Source organism: Oribacterium sp. P6A1 (assembly GCF_000702885.1).
Lineage (GTDB): Bacteria > Bacillota > Clostridia > Lachnospirales > Lachnospiraceae > Oribacterium.
Genome location: NZ_JNKO01000007.1, coordinates 47,184 through 69,315, shown reverse-complemented (window position 1 = coordinate 69,315; position 22,132 = coordinate 47,184). Strand labels below are relative to the sequence as shown.

At 43.2% G+C, this 22,132-nt stretch carries 21 protein-coding genes and 1 pseudogene; 21 read left to right on the top strand and 1 reads right to left on the bottom strand.

Going from position 1 to position 22,132, the window contains the following annotated elements; genetic code table 11:
- Positions 1–277 precede the first annotated feature (277 nt).
- The 21 genes and pseudogenes from mreD to T515_RS06710 all read left to right on the top strand — a co-directional run bounded on the left by mreD (position 278) and on the right by T515_RS06710 (position 20,851).
- Positions 278–814, top strand: a complete 537-nt coding sequence (gene mreD, locus T515_RS06810) for a rod shape-determining protein MreD (RefSeq protein ID WP_036609131.1) — start codon at positions 278–280, stop codon at positions 812–814.
- 11 nt (positions 815–825) lie between these two features.
- A complete protein-coding gene (locus T515_RS06805; protein ID WP_036609129.1) occupies positions 826–3,699 on the top strand; it encodes a penicillin-binding transpeptidase domain-containing protein in 2,874 nt (957 codons plus the stop codon).
- A gap of 17 nt (positions 3,700–3,716) precedes the next feature.
- The gene (locus T515_RS06800) at positions 3,717–4,859 is read left to right on the top strand and encodes an FtsW/RodA/SpoVE family cell cycle protein (protein ID WP_036609127.1); all 1,143 of its coding nucleotides are present in this window, start codon (positions 3,717–3,719) and stop codon (positions 4,857–4,859) included.
- Positions 4,860–4,884: 25 nt separating this feature from the next.
- Positions 4,885–5,274 carry a methylglyoxal synthase gene (locus tag T515_RS06795; RefSeq protein ID WP_036609125.1) on the top strand — a complete coding sequence of 130 codons (390 nt, stop codon included), beginning with the start codon at positions 4,885–4,887 and terminating at the stop codon, positions 5,272–5,274.
- 11 nt (positions 5,275–5,285) lie between these two features.
- Positions 5,286–6,302: a D-alanyl-D-alanine carboxypeptidase family protein gene (locus T515_RS06790; RefSeq protein WP_036609302.1), complete on the top strand. Its 1,017-nt coding sequence runs from the start codon at positions 5,286–5,288 to the stop codon at positions 6,300–6,302.
- A gap of 228 nt (positions 6,303–6,530) precedes the next feature.
- Positions 6,531–6,950 carry a hypothetical protein gene (locus T515_RS06785; protein ID WP_036609123.1) on the top strand — a complete coding sequence of 140 codons (420 nt, stop codon included), beginning with the start codon at positions 6,531–6,533 and terminating at the stop codon, positions 6,948–6,950.
- Between the two features lie 9 nt (positions 6,951–6,959).
- On the top strand, positions 6,960–8,390 hold the full coding sequence (locus tag T515_RS06780) for an HlyD family efflux transporter periplasmic adaptor subunit (protein WP_036609121.1): 1,431 nt from the start codon (positions 6,960–6,962) through the stop codon (positions 8,388–8,390).
- Between the two features lie 147 nt (positions 8,391–8,537).
- Positions 8,538–9,050: a cell division protein SepF gene (locus T515_RS06775; RefSeq protein WP_036609119.1), complete on the top strand. Its 513-nt coding sequence runs from the start codon at positions 8,538–8,540 to the stop codon at positions 9,048–9,050.
- Between the two features lie 173 nt (positions 9,051–9,223).
- A complete protein-coding gene (aroB, locus tag T515_RS06770; RefSeq protein WP_036609117.1) occupies positions 9,224–10,306 on the top strand; it encodes a 3-dehydroquinate synthase in 1,083 nt (360 codons plus the stop codon).
- Positions 10,307–10,436: 130 nt separating this feature from the next.
- Positions 10,437–10,991: a signal peptidase II gene (lspA, locus tag T515_RS06765; RefSeq protein ID WP_036609115.1), complete on the top strand. Its 555-nt coding sequence runs from the start codon at positions 10,437–10,439 to the stop codon at positions 10,989–10,991.
- The gene (locus T515_RS06760) at positions 10,988–11,905 is read left to right on the top strand and encodes an RluA family pseudouridine synthase (RefSeq protein ID WP_036609113.1); all 918 of its coding nucleotides are present in this window, start codon (positions 10,988–10,990) and stop codon (positions 11,903–11,905) included. Before lspA ends, T515_RS06760 begins: the two co-directional genes overlap by 4 nt.
- Positions 11,906–12,113: 208 nt before the next feature.
- Entirely contained in the window at positions 12,114–14,153 is a 2,040-nt protein-coding gene (locus T515_RS16520; protein WP_051671523.1) for a C40 family peptidase, read from the top strand.
- A gap of 130 nt (positions 14,154–14,283) precedes the next feature.
- Positions 14,284–14,589, top strand: coding sequence for a 50S ribosomal protein L21 (rplU, locus tag T515_RS06750; protein WP_031553068.1), 306 nt, complete (start codon positions 14,284–14,286; stop codon positions 14,587–14,589).
- Between the two features lie 30 nt (positions 14,590–14,619).
- Positions 14,620–14,883: a 50S ribosomal protein L27 gene (rpmA, locus tag T515_RS06745; RefSeq protein WP_029200208.1), complete on the top strand. Its 264-nt coding sequence runs from the start codon at positions 14,620–14,622 to the stop codon at positions 14,881–14,883.
- Between the two features lie 230 nt (positions 14,884–15,113).
- A complete protein-coding gene (gene obgE / locus T515_RS06740) occupies positions 15,114–16,502 on the top strand; it encodes a GTPase ObgE (RefSeq protein WP_051671522.1) in 1,389 nt (462 codons plus the stop codon).
- Positions 16,499–16,801: pseudogene (locus T515_RS18435) on the top strand (YhbY family RNA-binding protein); the annotation flags it as partial. The gene obgE and the pseudogene T515_RS18435, both read left to right, overlap by 4 nt.
- 208 nt (positions 16,802–17,009) lie before the next feature.
- A complete protein-coding gene (gene nadD / locus T515_RS06730; RefSeq protein WP_242839343.1) occupies positions 17,010–17,669 on the top strand; it encodes a nicotinate-nucleotide adenylyltransferase in 660 nt (219 codons plus the stop codon).
- A 38-nt stretch (positions 17,670–17,707) separates the two neighbouring features.
- Positions 17,708–18,352 carry a bis(5'-nucleosyl)-tetraphosphatase (symmetrical) YqeK gene (yqeK, locus tag T515_RS06725; RefSeq protein WP_051671521.1) on the top strand — a complete coding sequence of 215 codons (645 nt, stop codon included), beginning with the start codon at positions 17,708–17,710 and terminating at the stop codon, positions 18,350–18,352.
- 44 nt (positions 18,353–18,396) lie between these two features.
- Positions 18,397–18,756 (top strand): ribosome silencing factor, encoded by a 360-nt coding sequence (gene rsfS / locus T515_RS06720; RefSeq protein ID WP_036609109.1) that lies wholly within the window; start codon positions 18,397–18,399, stop codon positions 18,754–18,756.
- Between the two features lie 128 nt (positions 18,757–18,884).
- Entirely contained in the window at positions 18,885–19,313 is a 429-nt protein-coding gene (locus T515_RS06715) for a hypothetical protein (RefSeq protein WP_036609107.1), read from the top strand.
- A gap of 104 nt (positions 19,314–19,417) precedes the next feature.
- Positions 19,418–20,851, top strand: a complete 1,434-nt coding sequence (locus T515_RS06710; RefSeq protein WP_036609105.1) for a sensor domain-containing diguanylate cyclase — start codon at positions 19,418–19,420, stop codon at positions 20,849–20,851.
- A gap of 84 nt (positions 20,852–20,935) precedes the next feature.
- Here T515_RS06710 and T515_RS06705 read toward each other — a convergent pair whose 3' ends face one another.
- On the bottom strand, positions 20,936–22,009 hold the full coding sequence (locus T515_RS06705; RefSeq protein WP_036609103.1) for a tyrosine-type recombinase/integrase: 1,074 nt from the start codon (positions 22,007–22,009) through the stop codon (positions 20,936–20,938).
- Positions 22,010–22,132 lie beyond the last annotated feature (123 nt).

Here is a 22,132-nt window from a genome sequence, read left to right as displayed (position 1 = left end):
GAAACAACGGCGGGGAAGAGGATGATTCCGGAAGAAGCAGCAGCGGAAGAGAATCTTCAAACAGAACCCGGGAGACTGAGGCCCGGGAAGAGGAGACTGTGGAGAATTCCGCAAGGGAGACCGAAGCCCCAGAGACTGAGACCCGTGAGACTGCTGCGAGGGAAAGCTCCCAGGCTGAAACAGAAAGTCAGACAATTGCAAATCAAGAGGAGACCTCTTATCAGAACAATGATTCTGAGGAGGAGCTGATTGAGGAAAATCCTAACAATTAATCGGAATGAAATCTATATTCAAGAAAAAATCAATTAAAAAGAGCACAAAGCGCAGACTCGGAATTCTGGTGTACATACTTTCTCTGGTGACAGCATTTCTTATCCAGACAAGTGTCATTCCGCTGCTGCCGTTTCTTTCGGCATCTCCGAATCTGCTGCTTATTCTTACCTTTTCCATAGGTTTTATACACGGCAGCCTGCCGGGCATGATTTATGGTCTTTCGGCAGGATTGCTGCTTGACCTGTTCTATTCGGGACCTTTCGGTTTCTATAGTCTTATTTTTGTTGTTATAGGGTATGTGAACGGCTTTTTCTGCAATGTATATTATGAAGAGTACATAACCCTTCCTATGATCATGTGCGTGGTAAACGAATTTATTTATCATGTATATATTTATTTCTTTCGTTTTTTCTTCCGCGAAAAATTCGACATACCATATTACCTGCAGCATGTAGTGCTGCCGGCAGTGGTGTTTTCACTGATGGTTACCCTGATCCTTTACAGGTTCGTATTTTCTGCGACTGAAAAAATAGATAAATAGGAGCATAAACTTTGATTAAAGAAATATTCGAGGCCATAAAGGAATTTACTGTTCGATTTGTAGGTTCAAGGTTATTCTTCCTTGGACTTGTTTTTTCGATATTCTATATAGTTATCGGAATCAGGCTTTTTGATCTCCAGATAGTCAACGGGCAGCAATATCTCAATGATTATCAGGAACGTACTCTGGCCAGGGTTACAACAGACGGAACCAGAGGAAATATATATGACAGAGACGGAAAACTGCTGGCATATAATGAACTTCAGTACAATATAACGATTTCCGACAACGGTTCATACGATACTACAAACGAAGGCATTAACAGCAGAAACTATATGCTTATGCGGGTAGCCGAGATAATCGAGAAGTATGGTTATTCGGTTGAAGGCCAGTATAAGATAAAGCTGGATGCAAATCGTGAACCCTATTTTGTTACCGGCTCCGAGGATGACAGAAGGAGATTTATCGCCAACATTCGCGGCAGAAATGTTTCTGATCTCAGTGATAAGGATTTTGATATCACAGCAAGAGAAGCCATGGAGTTCTCGAAGAAAAGATACAGATTTGATGATATAAGAGATCCGGAAGGAAATCCCATAGTGCTGTCCGACGAAAAGGCACTTGATATGATAAACATTTTCTTCACCCTTCGTCTTACGGCTTACCAGAGATATCAGAGCACTACTATAGTTAAAAATGTCTCAGAGGAGTGTGTTGCGGAGATTCTTGAGGCCAAGGGAGAGCTTAAGGGAGTGGATATCGAGAATGTCTCCGTCCGCAGATACAATTATGCGCCGTATCTCAGTCATATAGTCGGTTATACGGGACAGGTAAGAGCTGATCAGCTTGAAGAGCTCCGGAAAAAGGACGAGAGCTATGAGCTGAACGACATAGTCGGTGTATGGGGACTTGAGAAGAGCATGGAGTCTGAACTTAAGGGAAAGAAGGGATCCAGAGAGATGTACCTTAATTCCGTGGGTTCGGTTCTTGATGTGGTTTCGGAAACAGATGCCACAGCGGGCAATGACATTTATACTACCATTTCCGCCAACGATCAGATCGCCATCTACCATCTGCTTGAGCAGGAGCTTGCGGGTGTACTTGCTTCAAAGATCACCGAGCAGGATCTCAGTGACAGAAATGCCCTGGTAGAGCAGTCTGAGATCACCATTCCGGTAAAGGATGCCTACTTCCAGCTTATCAATAACAATGTTTTGGATTCGGCTCATTTCGGTCTGTCCGAAGCAGGGGCTTCTGAGCGCCGTATAGCTGATATTTTCACTTCTAACAAAAAAAGAAAGCTTGTGGATATACAGTCGGAGCTTTTAAATCCCACCACTGAGGGACTCAATGAGCTTCCTCAGGATATGCAGGCTTATATCGTTTACATCTATGACTATATGACAGGTAAGGAGAGCGGCATCATCGATTCTTCCGATCAGAGTTTCCGTGAATCGGAAGCATACACTTCATGGAAGAACGATACCATAAATCTCAGGAACTTCATTATGAAGGGTATCGACGAAGCATGGCTTGATACCTCAAAGCTGGAGCTTTCCGATGACTATTATGATACCGAGAACATCTATAAGCTTCTGGTTCAGTACATTATAGACCGTCTCAACAATGACCCTGAGTTCGACAAAATACTGTATAAGTATGCCATTTCAGATAAGACCATTCCCGGATATCTGCTGCTTATGGCACTGTTTGAGCAGGGAGTTCTGGAGCCGGATGAACAGTCCTACAGCCAGCTTTCCACAGGGGATGAGCATTTTGCCTACACCTTCCTTATCTCCAAGATAAGAAAGATAGAGATAAGTCCCGCACAGCTTGCGCTGGATCCGTGCAACGGTTCCGTGGTGGTTACAGATGTAAAAACCGGTAAAGTACGGGCTCTGGTAACCTACCCGGGCTTTGACAACAATCGTATCACCGATGCGGATTATCTTCGTAAGTGCAATGCGGATCTTTCGCTGCCGCTGCTTAACGGTGCCACACAGACTCAGCTTGCGCCCGGTTCTACCTTCAAACCTTTGACTTCGATTGCGGCGCTGCAGGAGGGGGCTCTTAATCTCTATACGGTTATCGACTGTACCGGAGTTTATGAAGAGGTAACTCCTCATATCAAGTGCTGGATATATCCGCAGAATCACGGAAGAGAGAATGTTATAGACGGAATAAAGAATTCCTGCAACTTCTTCTTTGCCGCAGTGGGACATCTTCTTTCCATAGATGAGAACGGAAACTATAATCAGGCCTATGGTATCGAAAGAATACAGAAATATGCTTCATTGTTTGGTCTTGATTCTCTTTCCGGAGTTGAGATAGATGAAACCATGCCGCGTATTTCGGATTACGATCCTGAACGTTCCGCCATGGGACAGGGCAACCATGCCTACAATGATGTTCAGCTGGCAAGATATATCACCGCAGTTGCCAACAGCGGAACAGTCTTTGATCTCTCCATACTGGATAAGATCACTGCTCCTGACGGCTCTCTCGTGAAGACCATAGAACCTAAGGTGGTCAGACAGCTTGATTTCAGCGATCTCACATGGAGTGCCGTTCACAGGGGTCTTAGAGAGATGATCACAGAGGGTGTGGCAAAGAGAGTATTCCAGGGACAGGATATCCCTATTGCCGGAAAGACAGGTACGGCTCAGGAGCGAGAGGATCGCGGTAACCATGCGGTATTTGTTTCTTACGCTCCCTATGCGGCTCCGGAAATATCAGTGACAGTTAATATCCCTTACGGATATTCTTCCGGTAATGCGGCGAACCTTGCCAACAATGTTTACAATTACTGTTATGGTAAGGACAGCCTGGATGCCATCCTTTCAAGAGATGCTTCTTATATCTCTGCATTGAACGTATCCGACTGATGATGTAAGAGGAGATTATGAAATTCAATTATAATTTAAAGAATTATGACTATAGACTGATTATCTATATGGTTGCCCTCAATATTCTGGGCGTGGTTATCATGCGTTCCGCCGTGGGGGCCGAGGATTTTCGAAATCCTCAGGTGTTTCGACAGATCTTAGGTTCTTTCGCAGGACTTTTGATCTGTATAGCACTTTCCTTCATAGATTACAGACGAATAGTAAGGCAGTACAATCTTATATATATTGTGTCGGTTCTTATGCTTTTGGGCGTTAAGGTCTACGGTACCGCATCGGGCCACGGTGCGGTGAGATGGATACAGGTGCCTGTGCTGGGCCAGGTTCAGCCTGCTGAGTTTGTAAAAATCGGTCTTATCATTTTTTACGCAGCGTATTTTCACAAGGCCAAGGACCGGGTGAATTCGCCGCATACGGTGCTTTTGGCATTTGTATTGTATCTTATACCTATAGGTCTGGTTCTTATACAGCCTAACCTGAGTACAGCCATTATCATGACTGTCATAGTTGCGGCTATAGTATTTGCATCCAATATAGGGATTAAGTGGATATTGGGCGTGGTTTTTGCGGTAGTGCCCTTTGCACTGGTTTTTGTATATTTGTTCAAATCCGGTCTTTACGATCATATTCCTTTTCTGCAGGGCTATCAGGCTGCGAGAATCCTCACATTCCTGAACCCTTCGGAAAACACCCAGACCTTCTACCAGCAGATGTATTCCATTATGGCTATAGGCTCCGGCCAGTTTGCGGGAAAAGGTCTGAATAATAACTCCATCTTCTCTGTAAAGAACGGAAATTTCCTTGCGGAAGAGGATAATGACTTCATTTTTGCCGTTATCGGTGAAGAGCTGGGTTTCAGAGGTTCATTAATTATTATTATATTTTTCTTGTTGATAATAATTGAATGTCTTATAATAGCTTCAAAGGCTAAAAAGATGAGCGGACGTCTTATAGCGGTTGGTATGATGGCATGGATAGGCTTCCAGACCTATACCAACATCGCAGTTGCGACCGGTATTTTACCGAATACCGGTGTTACACTTCCTTTCTTTTCGAGAGGCGTAAGCTCACTTGTATCAGTCTATATTGGGATGGGATTAGTATTAAATGTTGCTCTGCAGCGCAGGGACAGCGTGATCTGATCCTCTCCGGAAAGGTTTGAAAGAAATGAACGTTGGTTTGATCGCACATGATTCAAAAAAGAAATTGATGCAGAATTTCTGCATAGCATATCGTGGTATCCTTAGTAAACACGAGTTATATGCAACAGGAACTACAGGTTTGCTTGTTGAAGAGGTTACCAACCTCCGCATACACAAGTTCCTTCCGGGTGAGACAGGAGGCTCCAGACAGCTTGCATCTCAGATCGAGCAGGGAAATCTTGATATGGTTATATTCCTGAGAGATCCTCTTCATGTAAAGGCTCAGGAACCTGAGGTAAATTCGGTGGTACAGCTTTGCGATACCTACAATATTCCTATCGCAACAAATCTTGCAACAGCAGAGCTTCTTATTAAGGCACTTGAGAGAGGTGATCTTGAGTGGAGAAACATCTGAGGATGAGATTGATGAAGAAAACATTTCTTGATAAAAAGAAATTCAGATCCGGAGGGAGCCGTCGTTTGATGGCGCTTCCGGTTCTTTTATGTCTTGCGGTGCTTACGGGCTGCGGTCAGAAAATAGAAAATAAGTATGATGTAAACGTGGGTCTCATGCGTATGAACTCGGTAAATACAAGTCTTACTGAGACGGACCATGCAAAGGGGTTTTCCGTAGGCCTGGCTCTTCCGGGAGAAACCACCTTCAATGCTGATGACATATCGGCGGAAGCTGCTCTTATGGTTGAGTTCGGAAAAGAGGATCCCCAGGCGGTGGCCTATAAGAACCCCTATGTAAGGACTTATCCCGCAAGTATCACCAAGGTTATGTCGGCTCTGGTATGTATGAGACATATTCAGGATTTTCAGCAGGAATTTACCGTTACGGAGAATTCAAAAATTTCGGTTTCGGGTTCTTCCATGGCATGGCTGAGACCCGGAGAGACCCTGACGATAGAGGATCTCCTTTACGGTATGCTGCTTCCTTCCGGTAATGATGCGGCTGTTGCGGTTGCCGAGGCTACATGCGGTTCTGTCGAGGCTTTTGTGGAGGAGATGAACCGTACGGCTCTTGAAATAGGTGCCACAGGGACCCATTTTGTTAATCCCCACGGATTGCCGGACGATAGGCATTATACGACTCCTTATGACATTTACCTCACTATGAATGAGGCTATGAAATATGAGGAATTCCGGAAGATAGTATCTACGGTTAATTACAGTCCTCATTATAAGGATTCCAATGGTATGCCCAAGACCCAGAGCTGGAGCGTTACCAACAGATTCATGATCGGAGAGACACCTGTTCCTCAGGGACTTGAGGTTCTGGGAGGAAAGACAGGTACCACAAATGCTGCGGGATATTGCCTTACAATGGGAGTGCGCAAGACATCTACAGGAGAGGAATATATTTCCACAGTTATGAAAGCGGAATCCAAGGATGAACTTTACCGTAATATGACGAGTATGATTTCAAAGACTTATTGATTCTGATAAAAACACATACATGATTTCCAGGACCTTATTCCGGGGATGCTTTTTCCACGGAATAGGGACATGCTTTTTGTCATACAATTCCTTTGGGTTATATCCCTTTGTTTGAGATAGATTGTACAAAAGACAGGCTTTTTTGATTGCTTTATTTGGGAATTGTTGCTTGAATTAGACCGTTTAATGTACTATACTGAAACTACAAAGTTTAGGAGGTACTTGACTATGGTACAGTTGATTGTAGGCAAGAGAGGCAAAGGAAAGACTAAGCAGCTTCTTGATAAGGCAAACGCAGTTGTTAAGGAAGCAAACGGAAATGTTGATTTCCTTGATAAATCCGCACAACACATGTATGAGCTTAACAATAAGATCCGTCTTATTAACGTAAACGAGTATCCTATCGATTCCGAGGATGCATTTATCGGCTTCATAAGTGGTATTATTTCTCAGGATCATGATTTAGAGTATATGTTCCTTGACAGTTTTCTTAAGCTTTCATCTCTCGAGGGCGCAGACATTTCAAATTGCATCAAGCGTCTTGAGGACCTTGGCGAAAAGTATAAGATCACTTTTGTACTTAGCGTATCCATGGATGCAGAAGAGCTTCCGGACAGCGTAAAGAGAGATGTAGCTATTTCACTTTGATTTTTTAGCATGGCAGTAAATAAGCAAGATACATCTAACATAATAAAACCGAATATTCTGCCTAGATTCAATGTAGGGATGATAATCTTCATGATTATCTTTCTCTACATTGTTTTTAGTGTATACTCATATATCACCAGAGAACAGGTGAGATTTTACGAAGTCTCTGACGGCAATATAGTGAGACAGGAACAGTATACGGGTGTGGCGATCCGCGAAGAGGAGACGGTTGATGCCGCTTCTTCCGGATATATTCATTATTATATTCAGGATGGAAAAAGGGTGGCTGTAGGATCCGACATTTATATGGTGGATGAAACAGGAGCTCTGGAAACATATCTGAAAGATCACCCTGAACTTAATAAAGAGATGTCCTCTGAGCAGATAGCGGATATCAGATACAGACTGTCCCAGTTTTCCCAGAGTTTTAAAAACAGCGCTTTCTCATATCTTTATGATACGAAATTCTCACTGGACGCAACGGCGCTGGAGTATTCATCAATTTCAGATGCACAGGACCTGAATTCCGTTCTTTCACAGCTTGGCATTAATTATTCTCAGATTTCCGCACAAAAATCAGGCGTTGTTTCATATTCTGTGGATGGATATGAAAGCCTTACTCCGGATTCGGTGACTTCAGATATTTTTTCCATGAACGGCTATAAGATGAACATTACAAAGCCGGGAAATCTTATAGAAGGCGGAACTCCTGTATATAAACTCATTACAAGCACAAACTGGTCCATAGTGTTTCCGGTCAATGATGAGATTAAGGAGAAATACCAGGATATTCACAGAGTTCAGGTTCACTTCGTTGAAAAGGACATCACTTCCAATGCGTCACTTGATATTTATACCGCTTCTGACGGAAATAATTACGGAAAGCTTACGTTGAATGAACTGGTGGAGCAGTTCAGCGGTGAAAGATTTATTCAATTTGATCTGGTTATAAACAACAAGAGAGGATTGAAGATCCCTTTGACATCGATTACCGAAAAGGACTTTTTCATCATTCCCAAGGATTTTATGGTAACAAGCAGTGACGGAACAACAGGCTTTAACCGGCAGACGGTTCTTCAGGACGGAACAACTGCGACAGAATTTGTACCAAGCGAGATTTACCGGATTGATGATCAGTATTGTTATGTGACGGTTCCGGAGGGGGACGGGGATTCCGGAGTCAGACTTAACGATTTTATAATTAAACCTGAAACCTCCGGCGGTGATTCGGCCAATACTTATCATGTGGGTCCTGTGAAATCACTGCAGGGTGTTTACAATATAAATCGTGGTTATTGTATGTTCAGGCAGATAGTTCCTGTGGAGCAGAACAACGAATACATAATAGTTGAAAAAAATACCGATTATGGAATATCTGTATATGATCATATAGTTATGGACGCTTCGATTGTAAGTGATGGACAACTGGTATATCAGTAAAACTTACGATTTTATTACATTGACTGCGGTAGTAATGTCTAATGTATTACGTATCCTACATTATATTGACAAGGTCTCAAAATGGTATAAAATAGACGTTAATTAGACGAGCTATGCCTATCGTGAATAACGGGAGAAAAGTAAAAGATGAGTTTTATCGGCAATATAATGAAAAACATGAGAGTCAATCAGGATGATGATTACGATTATGATGATGACTATGAGTTCGACGGAGAGGATGATTATGAGCCTCAGAGAGGTTCTTTCTTTAAGAAGTCGGATGATGAGGATATAGAAGAAGAGAGACATGCGAGACCTATGCTCTTCACCAAGAAGCAGCCTCAGGCGGCGCCTCAGAGAAGAAGCATGGAAGTGACTATGATCAAGCCTACATCCATGGATGATTCCAGAGATATCTGTAATTATCTTCTGGATGGTAAGACTGTAGTTCTCAATATGGAAGGACTTCATATGGAGATAGCACAGAGGATCATTGATTTTACTTCCGGAGCTGCTTACTCTATGGAAGGTAATCTTCAGAAGATTTCCAATTATATTTTTATCGTTACCCCATCCATGGTTGAGCTTTCCGGTGATTTTCAGAACATTCTCGCAGGGAATGCGGATGTAAACATTAACGGACTCAACTTGAGAGTATGATATGAAGACATTAAAGACTGCCGCAGTATACTGCGGCGGTCTTTTTTTGAGATAAGGCACCGGTAAAGGCAGGTTTATGCTTATGGATTCCTGCAGGTATTTTCGCTATGTACTTCAACTGTAATGTGATATCATGATACGAGGGTTAAACTAATGTTAAACGGGAGGGTGTTATGGCTGAAATATTGGACGTATATTACGAAAATGCATTTTCATATCATATTTATCTTGAAAAATCCTTTGATAATCTGAAGCATGCTGTTTCAGAGCTGGGAGTTTCCGAGAGACGTGCTTTGCTAGTAACCGATACAAATGTTGCACCCCTTTACCTTGATGTGGTGAAGGGAATTCTGAAGGAGTGCTTCAGCTCAGTGTCAGAAATAATACTTACTCCCGGCGAAAAGTATAAAAATACAGATTCCATCGCTCTGGTGTATGAGAAAGCCATACAGGAGAATTTCGACAGAAACGACTATATGGTTGCTCTCGGCGGAGGAGTGATCGGTGATATGACAGGTTTTGCCGCTGCAACATACATGAGAGGAATCAGATTCATTCAGATCCCCACTACACTACTTGCTCAGGTGGACAGCTCCATAGGCGGTAAGACCGGAGTTGACTTCAGGGCCTACAAGAACATGGTGGGAGCTTTCCATATGCCGTCCCTTGTGTACAGCAATGTCAGCACATTGAAAACACTGGATGCAGTGCAGTATGCCTCGGGAATGGGTGAGGTCATCAAACATTCCATGATCAAGAATAAGGACTATTTTGATTACCTTTCACAGCATGTGGAGGAACTTAAAGACCGTGATCTTCAGGTGCTTCTCAAAACCGTTTACGAAAGCAATCTTATAAAGAAGGCTGTTGTGGAGGAGGATCCGAAGGAAAAGGGAGAGAGACAGCTTCTTAATTTCGGACATACTCTTGGTCATGCCATTGAGAAGTGTTCTGAATTCGGCTACAGTCACGGCCAGTGTGTGGCATTCGGATGCCTGGCTGCCATGTACATATCCGGGGTTACATCTAAGGAAGAGGAGAATTCCGTACGTGAGCTTATGAAAGCGGTTGGACTGGAGACCGTTCTTAAGAAGATGGATCATCAGGCGATTCTTAACGCCACAAGGAAGGACAAGAAGATGGATAAGGGCAGAGTCAGATTTATACTCCTTCACAGTCTCGGTGACGCATACATTGACCACAATGTATCGGATGAAATGATGCTTGAAGCATTGGAGTTCATTTCTAAATCCTGAACAGTTAAAGGGAATATTTATTACGGGTAATTTTTCCTGTATACTTCAGGTCGCATTTGTCTCATATCTCTATTGATTTAAGCGATATAAAGAAATTGCGAATACTTAATTTTTCGGAGAAATACAATATATGAAATCAACTGCAAAACGAATGCTGCTTTTTTTAGTGATGGCAGCCATACTGATAGTACCGGATCAGATTACAAAACAGCTGGCTGTGGAACATCTGAAGGGGGCGGAGAGTATTCCCATAATTAAGAATGTTCTGTATCTTCTTTATGTGGAAAATAAGGGGGCTGCCTTTGGTGTATTCCAGGGAGCCCAGTATATGTTTTATGTCATAACTGTTGTTGTCCTTGCAGGAATCCTTTATGTGGTTTATAAGACCCCTGTAAAAGACAGATATTTTTATCCGGTGCTTTTTGTTGCGGAGCTTGTTTTTGCTGGAGCCATCGGCAATTTTATAGACAGAGTGAACCAGATGTATGTAGTTGACTTTATTTATTTCAGTCCTATTGATTTTCCTGTGTTCAATGTAGCCGACATTTATGTTACCTCAGGCTGTATAATCATGGTGCTTTTGTTCCTGTTTCACTATAAGGATGAGGATTTTGCCTATCTTAGTTTGAGAAAGACAAAAAGGACAGAAGAGGATAAAAAAGAAATACCGGTGGAGGAGAAATGATAGAAATAAAGGTCCCGGAATCAGTTGATAATGTCAGAGTAGACCAGTTTCTGGCTACTCTTCCAGAACCTGAGATATCAAGAAGTTATGCGGCGAAGCTTATCAAAGAGGACCGCATACAGATAAACGGAAAAAAATGCAAGGCCAGTGCCAGGGTGCAGGAAGGCGACCTTCTTCTTATTGATATGCCGGAGCCTGTAAGCCTTGATGTTGAAGCAGAAGATATACCACTGGATATAGTCTATGAGGATAGTGATTTTCTTATTGTCAATAAGCCAAAGGGTATGGTGGTACATCCTGCTGCCGGACACTATCAGGGAACCCTTGTGAATGCAGTGATGAATCACTGCGGTTCGGAGCTCAGCACCATAAACGGTGTCATGCGTCCCGGAATTGTTCATCGTATCGACAAAAACACCACAGGACTTCTTGTGGTCTGCAAGAACGACAAGTCCCATAAATCTCTGGCGGAGCAGCTGAAGGTTCATTCCATTACAAGAAAATATGTGGCTATACTTTGCGGCAACATAAAGCAGGATGAAGGTGTGGTTGACGCTCCTCTCGGACGTTCCAAAAAGGACCGTAAAAAGCAGGCCATAGATGAAGTGAACGGTCGTGATGCGGTGACCCACTACAGGGTGCTTGAAAGATTCGGAGACTATACACTGGTGGAATGTGTACTGGAAACAGGCCGTACCCATCAGATACGTGTTCACATGGCGTCCATAGGACATCCTGTACTGGGAGATGATGTTTACGGACCTAAGAAGTGTCCGTTTACCCTTGAAGGACAATGTTTACATGCGAAGACTCTGGGATTTATTCATCCCACCGGCGGAGAGTACGTGGAATTTGATTCTGACTATCCCGAATATTTTAAAAAGCTTCTGGAAAAGCTCAGGAACAGGAAATAGTGGAAAGGTGTCGCTCAGGCGGCATCTTTTTCTGTATGCAGCCAGGAAAATTCAAAATAAATGAAATGTACGCAAATATTAAACTTTTTTGTGCATACAGTATGCTAGACTATAAAGTATGATGAACATACCAGACCTGTTTAGAAAAAAACATATCAGTAAAAAACAAATATATATGGCTTTGGTCTTCGTTTTCGGGGCAGGGCTTATGGCCGCCGTTCTCAGAGGAATGCCGCAGGATGAGGTTTCGGAAAAGGCTGCTGCAACACCTTCTTCGGTTGCTGCGGTTGAAAGCAGTGAGCAGGAGACATATACAGCGGAAGCTGCTACAGAGGCAGCGAAGGAGGAGTATGTTCCTTCTATAGATGAGCTTAATCTGGCACATTATTATCCGAAGGGGGCGGACACCGAAGACAGGCTCAACAGTTATGCCGGAGAGATTTATAAGGAACTCATGAAAAAGGATAATGAGTATCTGGCGAGGATTTTCGATACCTCAGGCATGTCTCCGAGAACACTTGCTTCAAAACTCGGGGTGAGTACATCCAGGGTGATGGGTAAGTACAATCCTGCCGATGGAACACAGAATCCTGATGATCCGTCTACATGGTACATACCGGATTTCAAAAATGTTAATGTCTCTTTTTACAATGCTGACGGTAAGAGAATAAATGAATGTTCCAATGTGAAGGATATCATGTCCATGGCATCGGTCTACGGCTATTCCCACGGCTCCCTGGATCCGGAAGCATTTAAGCAGTATTGTGAAGGACTTTACGGAAAATCCAGGAACTATTCCATAAGCATTGGAAATGTGTATTACGATGACGGATGTATAAATCGTTCCGCAAAGGAAGAAGCGGACGGTATAAAAAGGATAGAAAGTTCTTTGGAACTTCTGAAAAAGAAGCTTAGTGAAGATGGAGAGTTTGTAGATGTAAGCATTGACACTCAGGTTCTAGCGGATAGTTATAATTCACCGGAAAGTGAAGATGCTTCTATAGAAACAGCTGTACAGGATAACAGCGGAGGGGCGGAAATTCCGGATGGTTACGAAATGGTGGATTCGGCCTTTGATACGGATATGGCGGCTGGCACTTCTGAGACGGAAAGTCTTACGGGCCCCGGGTATCACAATCAGGGCGTTCTGCCGGAAACAGAGGTTTATGAAACCGTTGGACCCACTGTTCCCGATACTGCAGCGGCAAGTGCCGAGGGTCAGAGCCTGGACAGCGCAGAGTATCAGGACGGGGCTCTCTGGATGATAGCCAGTGACAGCACCATAGTAAGTAATGAGACGGTAGAGACCACTCACGAACAGAGCAGCGCTCAGGTTCTTAAAAAGTCCGGAGAAGGCTACAGGTCTCTGGCGGACGCTGATGTGATAAATACCATATTGGGCAGCTTCTCGAAGGATGATCTTATGAGAATGGATGATGCAACCCTTAGGGGCATTATCGAAGAGGTATATGATTATAATGACAGTAAGAAGTCGGCAAACGGCGAAACAGATGTAAAGAGCAAGAATTATTGCCCGGGGCATGTGGATCTTTATGTGAAAGTCACCATAGCCGGATTTCAGGACGAAAAGGGGTTAAAGTCCATAAAGCTCACTTCTGATCCTTTTGAGAACAGCGAAGTTGCATGGAAAGGATGGACTGAAGATAAGATAGAGGCCGTAACCGGGCTTATATCCAGGGACTGGTACAAGACCTACGGTTTCTCCATTTCCACCATTGATCCCAAGAATCCGCTGACTGAGGAAGAGATATCAAAGTATCTTGACGAGCTTCCGAAGGATATTTCTTCGAAGAGGAAAAAAGTCATAAAGTTCGCCCTTGAATCCGTAGGCAAGGTTCCTTACTATTATGGAGGAAAGGCCGGTGCAAAGGGATATGAAAAGAACAGTTTCGGAAGTGTGGTGAGTCCTGATCACAGAGGAAGAGTTCTTAAGGGACTTGACTGCTCAGGCTGGATACAGTGGGTATACTGGTCTGCCATAGGGGATGATTTAAACGGTTCCGCAAGCACCTCATCTCTTGTGGGTGAAGGCGAGAAGATAAAACGTGCCGATCTCAGGCCCGGAGACATTATCATAAGAGAAGGTGCTGATTCCCATGTTGTTATGTTCCTTGCATGGGCAGGAAACGGAAATATGATAGCGATACATGAGAACGGTTCTGCCAACAATGTCTCTGTCAATGAGGTTACCGCAAGCTATCCATATTATAGAAAGTTAATAAATTAATTTTGCGAAACCCATTGACTTTTTGCGGCATCCCAATTAAAGTATCTGAGTATGCCGCGTGACGAGGTTAAAGTGTGAGTTTTCTCACCACCGAAGCCAGCGAGTAATGATAAAAAGGAGGACCCTCGTAATGTATGCAGTAATCCTTACAGGTGGAAAGCAGTACAAGGTAAGCGAAGGCGATATCATTAGAGTTGAGAAACTTGATGTAAAGGAAGGCGACAAGGTTACTTTCGATCAGGTGCTTGTTCTTAATGATGGCGCTATGAAGATCGGTACACCGGTCGTTGATGGTGCTAAGGTATCAGCCACTGTTACTAAGAATGGCAAGGCTAAGAAAGTCATCGTTTACAAGTACAAGAGAAAGTCTGGTTACCACAAGAAGAACGGTCACAGACAGCTCTTTACAGAAGTAAAGATCGATTCTATCGGCTAATTTTTTCAAAGTATTTAATGGAGGATAATCATGGCTCATCATAAGGGAATGGGATCTACCAAGAATGGTAGAGATTCGGAGTCCAAGAGACTTGGACAGAAGAGAGCAGATGGTCAGTTCGTAAAGGCTGGTAATGTACTTTACAAGCAGAACGGAACAAGAATTCACCCAGGTCTTAATGTAGGTCTTGGCAATGATTTCACACTTTTTGCAAAGGTTGACGGTGTAGTTAAGTACAGCCACCTTGGAAGAGACAGAAAGCAGGTATCCGTACTGCCTAGAGACGCTGAGTAATTTTACTCACTGAATCTGTAGATTTATGCCCAGTGCCGAGTGATCGGTACTGGGCTTTAAATTTCATCCGTTTTTTCTCAGGAAATTCGGATGAAATTTATTTTATTTTCATTTGTTATAGCACAGATACGGATGTATACATATTCTGTATCTGATTTCATTGGCTCTCTGAGGGTTAGCGACGATTCTTCTCGGCGCAGGGATACCCTTGGGAAAGGAGAAATAGTTCTATGTTTGCAGATATTGCAAAAATTTTCATTAAGAGTGGAAAAGGCGGAAACGGACATGTTTCCTTCAGACGTGAGCTGTTCGTACCGTGCGGCGGACCTGACGGTGGTGACGGCGGTAAGGGCGGTGACATCATCGTCGAAGTTGATAAGGGTATGAATACCCTTGAGGATTTCCGTAATCGTCAGAAATACATAGCTACCCCGGGCGAAGAAGGCGGCGGAAAGCGCATGCATGGTAAAAACGGTAAGGACCTGGTCCTTAAGGTACCTGAGGGAACCATTATCCGTGATTTTGAGACCAAGAAGGTCATAGCGGACATGTCAGGTGAGAACCAGAGAATGGTTCTTCTGAAGGGCGGTAAAGGTGGTCTCGGCAATATGCATTTTGCCACACCTTCCATGCAGGCTCCAAAATTTGCACAGCCGGGTCAGGATGCAAGAGAAATCTGGGTTCAGCTTGAGCTTCGTGTTATTGCCGACGTTGGACTTGTCGGACTTCCAAATGTAGGTAAGTCGACTATTCTTTCAATGTGCTCAAATGCAAGACCTGAGATCGCCAACTATCACTTTACAACACTCACTCCGCATCTCGGAGTTGTAGGGCTTAAGGGTGACAGATCTTTCGTAATGGCGGATATCCCGGGACTTATCGAGGGCGCTTCAGAAGGTGTCGGTCTCGGACATGAGTTCCTTCGTCACATCGAGCGCTGCAAGGTGCTTATCCATGTAGTTGATGCTTCAGGCTGTGAGGGAAGAGATCCGGTTGAAGACATTAAAACCATCAATGAAGAGATCGCTAAATATGATCCGGAGATTCTTAAGAAGCCCATGATCATCGCATGCAATAAGACAGATCTCATAATTGACGAGCAGGATTCGGACAGTGCCGTTACAAGGATCAAAGAGATTTACGAGCCACAGGGAGTGAAGGTTTTTGCAATTTCTGCAGCAACCAATACAGGACTTCGCGACCTTCTTGAGGCAGCATGGACTTATGTTGAGGAAGCCGGCGCCAAGGAAGTTGAAGTATACGAGAGCGAAGTTGATTTAGAGACACTCGGACACAAGGAGCAGCTCGACATCGAGTACAAGCGCCTTGATCAGAACACCTTCTCTGTTGAAGGTCCAAAGATCGAGAAAATGCTTGGATACACCAATCTTCAGGTTGAAAAGGGCTTCGAGTTCTTCCAGCGTTTCATGGATGAACAGGGAGTTATCAAGCAGCTTAAGAAAATGGGCATCCAGGAGGGAGACACCATCAGGATCTACGGACATACTTTTGAGTACTATGATACGGATGCTTATGAAGAGGGAGACATGGAAAGCGCCATCGAGCAGGCATTCCCTAAGCGTCATCAGTCAAAGAAGAACGGAGAAGAGGAAGAATGAAGAAGTATATAAGAGACAGTAAGATGCGCTCCCAGCTTAAGGGCGCAGCAATGAATATAGAGCCGGTATTTTCCATCGGAAAGAACAGCCTGACTCCCGAATTCATCGAGGCTGTAAGAGAGAACATCACAAAGAATGAGCTTATCAAGATCAATGTTTTAAAGAATTGCGATGACGATCCAAAGGCCATTGCCCACACACTTGCAGGCCGCAGCCAGTCAGAGGTTGTTCAGGTAATCGGACGTAAGATCGTTCTTTACAAGCCTAATCCTGATTTCAAGAAGCGTAAGTACGAGATTTCAAAGGCAGAGCTGAAGGAAGGCAACAAGTCTTCCGGAAGAGGCGGCAAGAACAAGAAGTTCAATTCAGAGATTGCCGGTGCCAAGAAGAAGGCAGCAAGAGGCGGCATGAGTCTTCGTTTCGTTGAAGAGGCAGATGAGGATTTTGACAACGACGTGGAGTGATATGCTTTTTAGAGCAGATCTACAGACGTTCTAAGGGATTTTGATGTGTGGTGCTGAGATGGATGAGATTCTGGGTTCTCCGGAGAAGTATTCCGGTGAAAAAAAAGTGGGTATAATGGGTGGGACCTTTGATCCCATTCATAATGCCCATCTTGCTTTGGGGGAATGTGCCAGGGTGCAGATGGCCCTTGATGAAGTATGGTTTATGCCTGCAAAGGATCCGTACTTTAAGAAAAAGAAGAATGTTACTCCTGCAAAGTTCAGGGCGGAAATGACTGCTCTCGCGGTTAAAGGCCATGAGGGCTTTAAAATGTCTGATTTTGAACTTTTGAGAGAGGGAGAAACATATACGGCGGAGACTCTGCAAAAGCTTAATGAGCTCTATCCGGATATTCATTTCTATTTCATCATAGGGTCTGATTCCATGTATCAGCTAGAGACCTGGTGGCACCCTGAGATCATCATGAAGCATGCGACTCTGGTTGTGGCAGAGCGGGAATATCCTGAAAGAGTACGTTCTTTCATGGATCAGGTGGAGTATCTGAGGAAAAAGTTCGGAGCCGATATCAGGGTTCTTGATTTTGAAGAATCGGATATTTCCAGCACCATGATAAGAGAAATGGCGGCAAAAGGAGAGGATCTTTCGGAACTGCTTCCGGATGCGGTTTCTCTTTACATAGGTGAACACGGACTGTATAAATGACGTATAGATAAGGATGTAGCAACAATTCGGAGGCTTATATGGCATCGGATAAGAATGTAAAGAAAAAAACGGATGAGGAGAATTCCGGTCTTTCGGAGATTTTTGAGTACAGAAAAAAGCTGAAGAAAATACTGAAGCCGGAAAGGTATGAACATTCTCTGAGCGTAAGCTTTACCTGTATATGTCTGGCCATGAGATATGGAGTGGACCTTTACAGAGCCGAGGTGGCAGGCCTTTTGCATGACTGCGCAAAGCAGTTTTCAAATCATGAGCTTATCACACTTTGCGAAAAGGAAGGGGTGGAGTTTACAGAGGATATGCTTAAGGCTCCTCAGGTCATACATTCCGTCTACGGCGCAGAATATGCCCGTAAAGCCTTTAAAATCGATGACAGGGAGATTCTTTCGGCTATATACTATCATACTCTGGGAAGGCCGGAAATGAGCGTTCTGGAGGCCATAGTATTTGTGGCTGATTACATCGAAGCCAGAAGGTATAAGGCAGACAGGCTTCCTGAGATAAGAAAGCTTGCTTTTTGTGACCTGGACAGAGCGGTCTATGAGATCAATCATGACACCATAAGTTATCTGGAAGAATCCGGCGGATTTATATGTAAGGATTCCTACGATACATATCATTACTATAAAGAGCTTATGAAAAAGCAGGGTTTACCGATAAAGTAAGATAGAGACATAAACAAAGAATTGCAGTAAAGGAGTAACTTTTAATGGCCAGCGAAACATCAAAAGAAATGGTTAAAGCAGCATACAGCGCTATTTCTGATAAAAAGGGATATGATATCACAGTTATCGACATATCAGAGGTATCGGTTATTGCAGATTATTTTGTGATTGCCACTGCTGATAACATCAGACAGGTGGATGCACTCAGCGATGCAGTTGAGGATAAGATGGCAGAACTCAAGATAGATCTCCGCCGCAAGGAAGGTGTTCCCAACAGCGGTTGGATACTTCTTGATTACAATGACATAATAGTTCATGTGTTTGATAAGGAGCAGCGTCTTTTCTATGATCTTGAGCGTATCTGGTCAGACGGTAAGAAGGTTGTTGATATAAACGAACTGTAAAATGATATTATGAGTGTCTCCCTGATGGCAGAATCAGGGGGGCATTTTTTTCATGGACATGACCGGAGAAAAACATTATAATAAATTCGGCAATATTTAAAAATTACCGAAAAGAGGGCGCGAATCTTATGATTGAGAAGGCAAAGGATTCATTTGGTTATGATATTCTGTATCATGGATTTAAAATGGCACCAAAAGACGGTGAAACCATAGAGGATTTAAAGAGAGACTTTGAACTTATTGCCGGTAAACTTAAGGCTTGCGGCATATATGTCCATTTTCTGGAGAGCGGTGCTCAAAAAAGGACAGGAAAGCATAAGGATAATTTTATCAATGTTGAAGTCGGTATACATGAGCATCACAGGACCAGAGGCGCCGGATGGTTCAAAAAGAAAGAAACAAAGGTGACTGTCAGTGAGGTATTTAAGTATTCTTCCGGACATAATACCCGTGAGACTGCGGAGTTCGCGGGAGTTTCGGTAAGGACACTGTACACCAGGAAGACAGCATTAAAAAAAGCAGATAAGTGGAATGAGGATAATATGAATCAGTTTTGACAGCATAAATTTTTCATGCATTATGAAATGGGTATTATTTATTATAATTTTATGAACGATGTAGAATAATGAAGAGTTGATTTTACTAAGAGAGGCTGACCAATATGGGTAATCAAAATATAGAATCAGATGAATCCTTGATTAAAAATGCGTTTTTGCTTTTTGATAAGATGTCTGAACTTCATAAGAATCTTCCGGTGGCTTATGCGGTATTTCAGGCCATACCTAACGAGGAAGGCAACGGAGCTTCCAATGCAAAATATCTGTATGCCAACGGGCGTTTCTGCAGTGGACTGGGCAGGTCTAAGGATGAAATAGTCGGAGGACTGGTAACGGAAACATTTCAGGAAGATATTTCGGAGCTTTTGGAATTCGGATACAGGGCGGCTTTCCTGGGTGAAGAAAGTCATCATACAACATACAGTAAGTTTCTGGGACATTGGATGGAATTTACTATAGCCGCCACCAATATCGAGGGCTGCTTTATCGTAGTTTGCACCTTCATCGATGACAGTCATCTGGAAAAAGAGCTTCTCAGGCGGAATTCCACCACCGATGATGCCATAGTCCGTATAACGAGGCTTCTCAGCAGTGAAGGTGAGTACGAAAATATCATGAATAGTGTGCTTGAAGAAATCGGGCATGTCATTCATCCAAGCAGAATGGATATTCTTATCACCGACAGAATCACCTTTGATTCAAAGTTCAGATGGTGCGCAGATGAAAACGACAGACGCAAGGATATTTTATCGGGACTCAGTTATGAGCAGTATCTGTCGAACTGGAGGAAATATCTGAACGAGGATCAGGTCATTCGTATTGACGATGTAGAGATTCTGAAAGAAAACGAGCCTGAAGGATATCGTCTTTTAAAGGAACTTGAGATTGAGAGATTTATCTGGGCACCTTTCTTTGATAATAAGCACAGACTTCTTGGTTTCCTTTGCGCCGACAACTATGAGCTTAGTGAAGCGATAGATACCATGAGACTCATACAGAGTATTTCATATTTCATCGGCTTCAGAATCAGGAACCAGACACTGGTGGAATTTCTGGATTACAGAGGCAATCACGATGAACTTACGGGTCTTAAGAACCGCCGTGTGTTTGGAGAGAAGCTGAAGATACTTTCACATATAAAAGAGTATTACGGACTTTTTTATGTGGATCTCAATTTGTTTAAGCATGCCAATGATAACTACGGTCATCAGGTGGGAAATGATGTTCTTAAGGAAACCGCATTAAGACTTTCTGAAGCTTCTGATTTTGAGGTATACAGACTTGGAGGCGATGAGTTCGCTATTCTTGTAGATAAAGAGATTCCTGAGTCAGAGTATGAGCAGATACTTTTAAACATTGATGAAGCTTTTTCAAAGCCTATACTGGAAACAGATGAATACAGTATCAGAATAAGTGCCAGCGCCGGTTACGCCATGGCCCCCTATGACAGTGACAATCCAAACGAGCTGAGAAAGATTGCTGACCAGAGGATGTATAAGCGGAAGAAGGTTATGCATGAAGAAATAGGCAGTATTTAAATTGTGCCGAAAAACCGGAATACTTTATATCCGTATTTCTATGAAACGTGGATATAGAGCATTCCGGTTTTTTTACTGTAAAAATCAATCTTCCCTTAAACGGACTTTATTTCTTGCGCTTCTCCTGCGCTCGTCCTCAAGTGCAGCATAGTGCTTTTTGGTGGTGTTTACATCATTGTGTCCCAGTACATCTGCTACGAGATATATATCACCTGTCTCTCTATAGAGATTGGTGCCGTAGGTACTTCTTAATTTATGTGGAGTGATGTGCTTAAGAGGAGTTACTGTCTTTGCATATTTTTTCACCATGTACTCGACAGAACGTACTGAGATACGCTGATTTCTGAGAGAAAGGAAGAGGGCATCCTCTGAGCCGTTCTCCGGAATCTGTCGCTTTCTGTATTCCATATAGGCCATAAGGATGCTTTCAACTTCGTCGCCGAAGTAAATAGTGACTTCCTTTCCGCCTTTTCTGTGTATATGGATGCCGTCATTGTTGAAATCAACATCGCTTATATTGAGTCCAACACATTCTGAAACTCGTATGCCGGTTCCCAGCATCAGTGTCATCATGGCACTGTCCCTTAATTCAGTCTTGTCATGGAAGACCTGCTGTCTTTTGGTAAGCCCTTCGCCGTTCTCCACTTCATCAAGGAAATCCGCAACCTCATTGGTGTCCATACGGATTATTTCCTTTTCCTTAAGCTTCGGCATCTGCAGCATGGCCGCCGGGTTGTTCTTTATGAGCTGATTTCTGTAGAAGTAATTGTAAAAGGTGCGGAGTGAGGCAATCTTACGCTTGATGGCAGTACGGCTGTTAATGACATCCGTGATTCTCTCATTGCCCTTTGAATCTTTAGTGGTTCGTTTTCTGTATTTCAGGTACTCCATATAATCCTCAAGATCCAGTACGGAAAGCCGGTCAATGTCATCAAGAGAGAAGTCCCTTGTGCTCCTGTCTCTGAAAAGAGGATTCTGATCTATCAGGAACTGAAAGAATACCTTGAGATCGTAGGCATAGGCGATACGTGTTCTTGAAGACGTTCTTGGTTCAATGCCTCTGAAAAAAGTGGTGCAGCAGGACGGAAGTTCAGAAAGCTGCTCTCTGAGTTTAATTGTATTATCTCTGTCAACTTGCTCGTGATATTTTAAAGCCATGGATGTTCCTCCGATCACACAAAGTATGTGTCAATATATAATACTTTATTGTTGCGGTATAACAAAAGAGTTTAGGGATTGATATTAGTTGCACATAGATGATAAATAATTCACAAAGTTTGA

Coding starts and splice junctions, on each gene's coding strand:
- mreD (WP_036609131.1), top strand. CDS start 278: ATGAAATCTATATTCAAGAAAAAATCAATTAAAAAGAGCACAAAGCGC.
- T515_RS06800 (WP_036609127.1), top strand. CDS start 3,717: ATGAAATTCAATTATAATTTAAAGAATTATGACTATAGACTGATTATC.
- T515_RS06795 (WP_036609125.1), top strand. CDS start 4,885: ATGAACGTTGGTTTGATCGCACATGATTCAAAAAAGAAATTGATGCAG.
- T515_RS06790 (WP_036609302.1), top strand. CDS start 5,286: ATGAAGAAAACATTTCTTGATAAAAAGAAATTCAGATCCGGAGGGAGC.
- T515_RS06785 (WP_036609123.1), top strand. CDS start 6,531: ATGGTACAGTTGATTGTAGGCAAGAGAGGCAAAGGAAAGACTAAGCAG.
- T515_RS06780 (WP_036609121.1), top strand. CDS start 6,960: ATGGCAGTAAATAAGCAAGATACATCTAACATAATAAAACCGAATATT.
- T515_RS06775 (WP_036609119.1), top strand. CDS start 8,538: ATGAGTTTTATCGGCAATATAATGAAAAACATGAGAGTCAATCAGGAT.
- aroB (WP_036609117.1), top strand. CDS start 9,224: ATGGCTGAAATATTGGACGTATATTACGAAAATGCATTTTCATATCAT.
- lspA (WP_036609115.1), top strand. CDS start 10,437: ATGAAATCAACTGCAAAACGAATGCTGCTTTTTTTAGTGATGGCAGCC.
- T515_RS06760 (WP_036609113.1), top strand. CDS start 10,988: ATGATAGAAATAAAGGTCCCGGAATCAGTTGATAATGTCAGAGTAGAC.
- T515_RS16520 (WP_051671523.1), top strand. CDS start 12,114: ATGGCCGCCGTTCTCAGAGGAATGCCGCAGGATGAGGTTTCGGAAAAG.
- rplU (WP_031553068.1), top strand. CDS start 14,284: ATGTATGCAGTAATCCTTACAGGTGGAAAGCAGTACAAGGTAAGCGAA.
- rpmA (WP_029200208.1), top strand. CDS start 14,620: ATGGCTCATCATAAGGGAATGGGATCTACCAAGAATGGTAGAGATTCG.
- obgE (WP_051671522.1), top strand. CDS start 15,114: ATGTTTGCAGATATTGCAAAAATTTTCATTAAGAGTGGAAAAGGCGGA.
- nadD (WP_242839343.1), top strand. CDS start 17,010: ATGTGTGGTGCTGAGATGGATGAGATTCTGGGTTCTCCGGAGAAGTAT.
- yqeK (WP_051671521.1), top strand. CDS start 17,708: ATGGCATCGGATAAGAATGTAAAGAAAAAAACGGATGAGGAGAATTCC.
- rsfS (WP_036609109.1), top strand. CDS start 18,397: ATGGCCAGCGAAACATCAAAAGAAATGGTTAAAGCAGCATACAGCGCT.
- T515_RS06715 (WP_036609107.1), top strand. CDS start 18,885: ATGATTGAGAAGGCAAAGGATTCATTTGGTTATGATATTCTGTATCAT.
- T515_RS06710 (WP_036609105.1), top strand. CDS start 19,418: ATGGGTAATCAAAATATAGAATCAGATGAATCCTTGATTAAAAATGCG.
- T515_RS06705 (WP_036609103.1), bottom strand. CDS start 22,009: ATGGCTTTAAAATATCACGAGCAAGTTGACAGAGATAATACAATTAAA.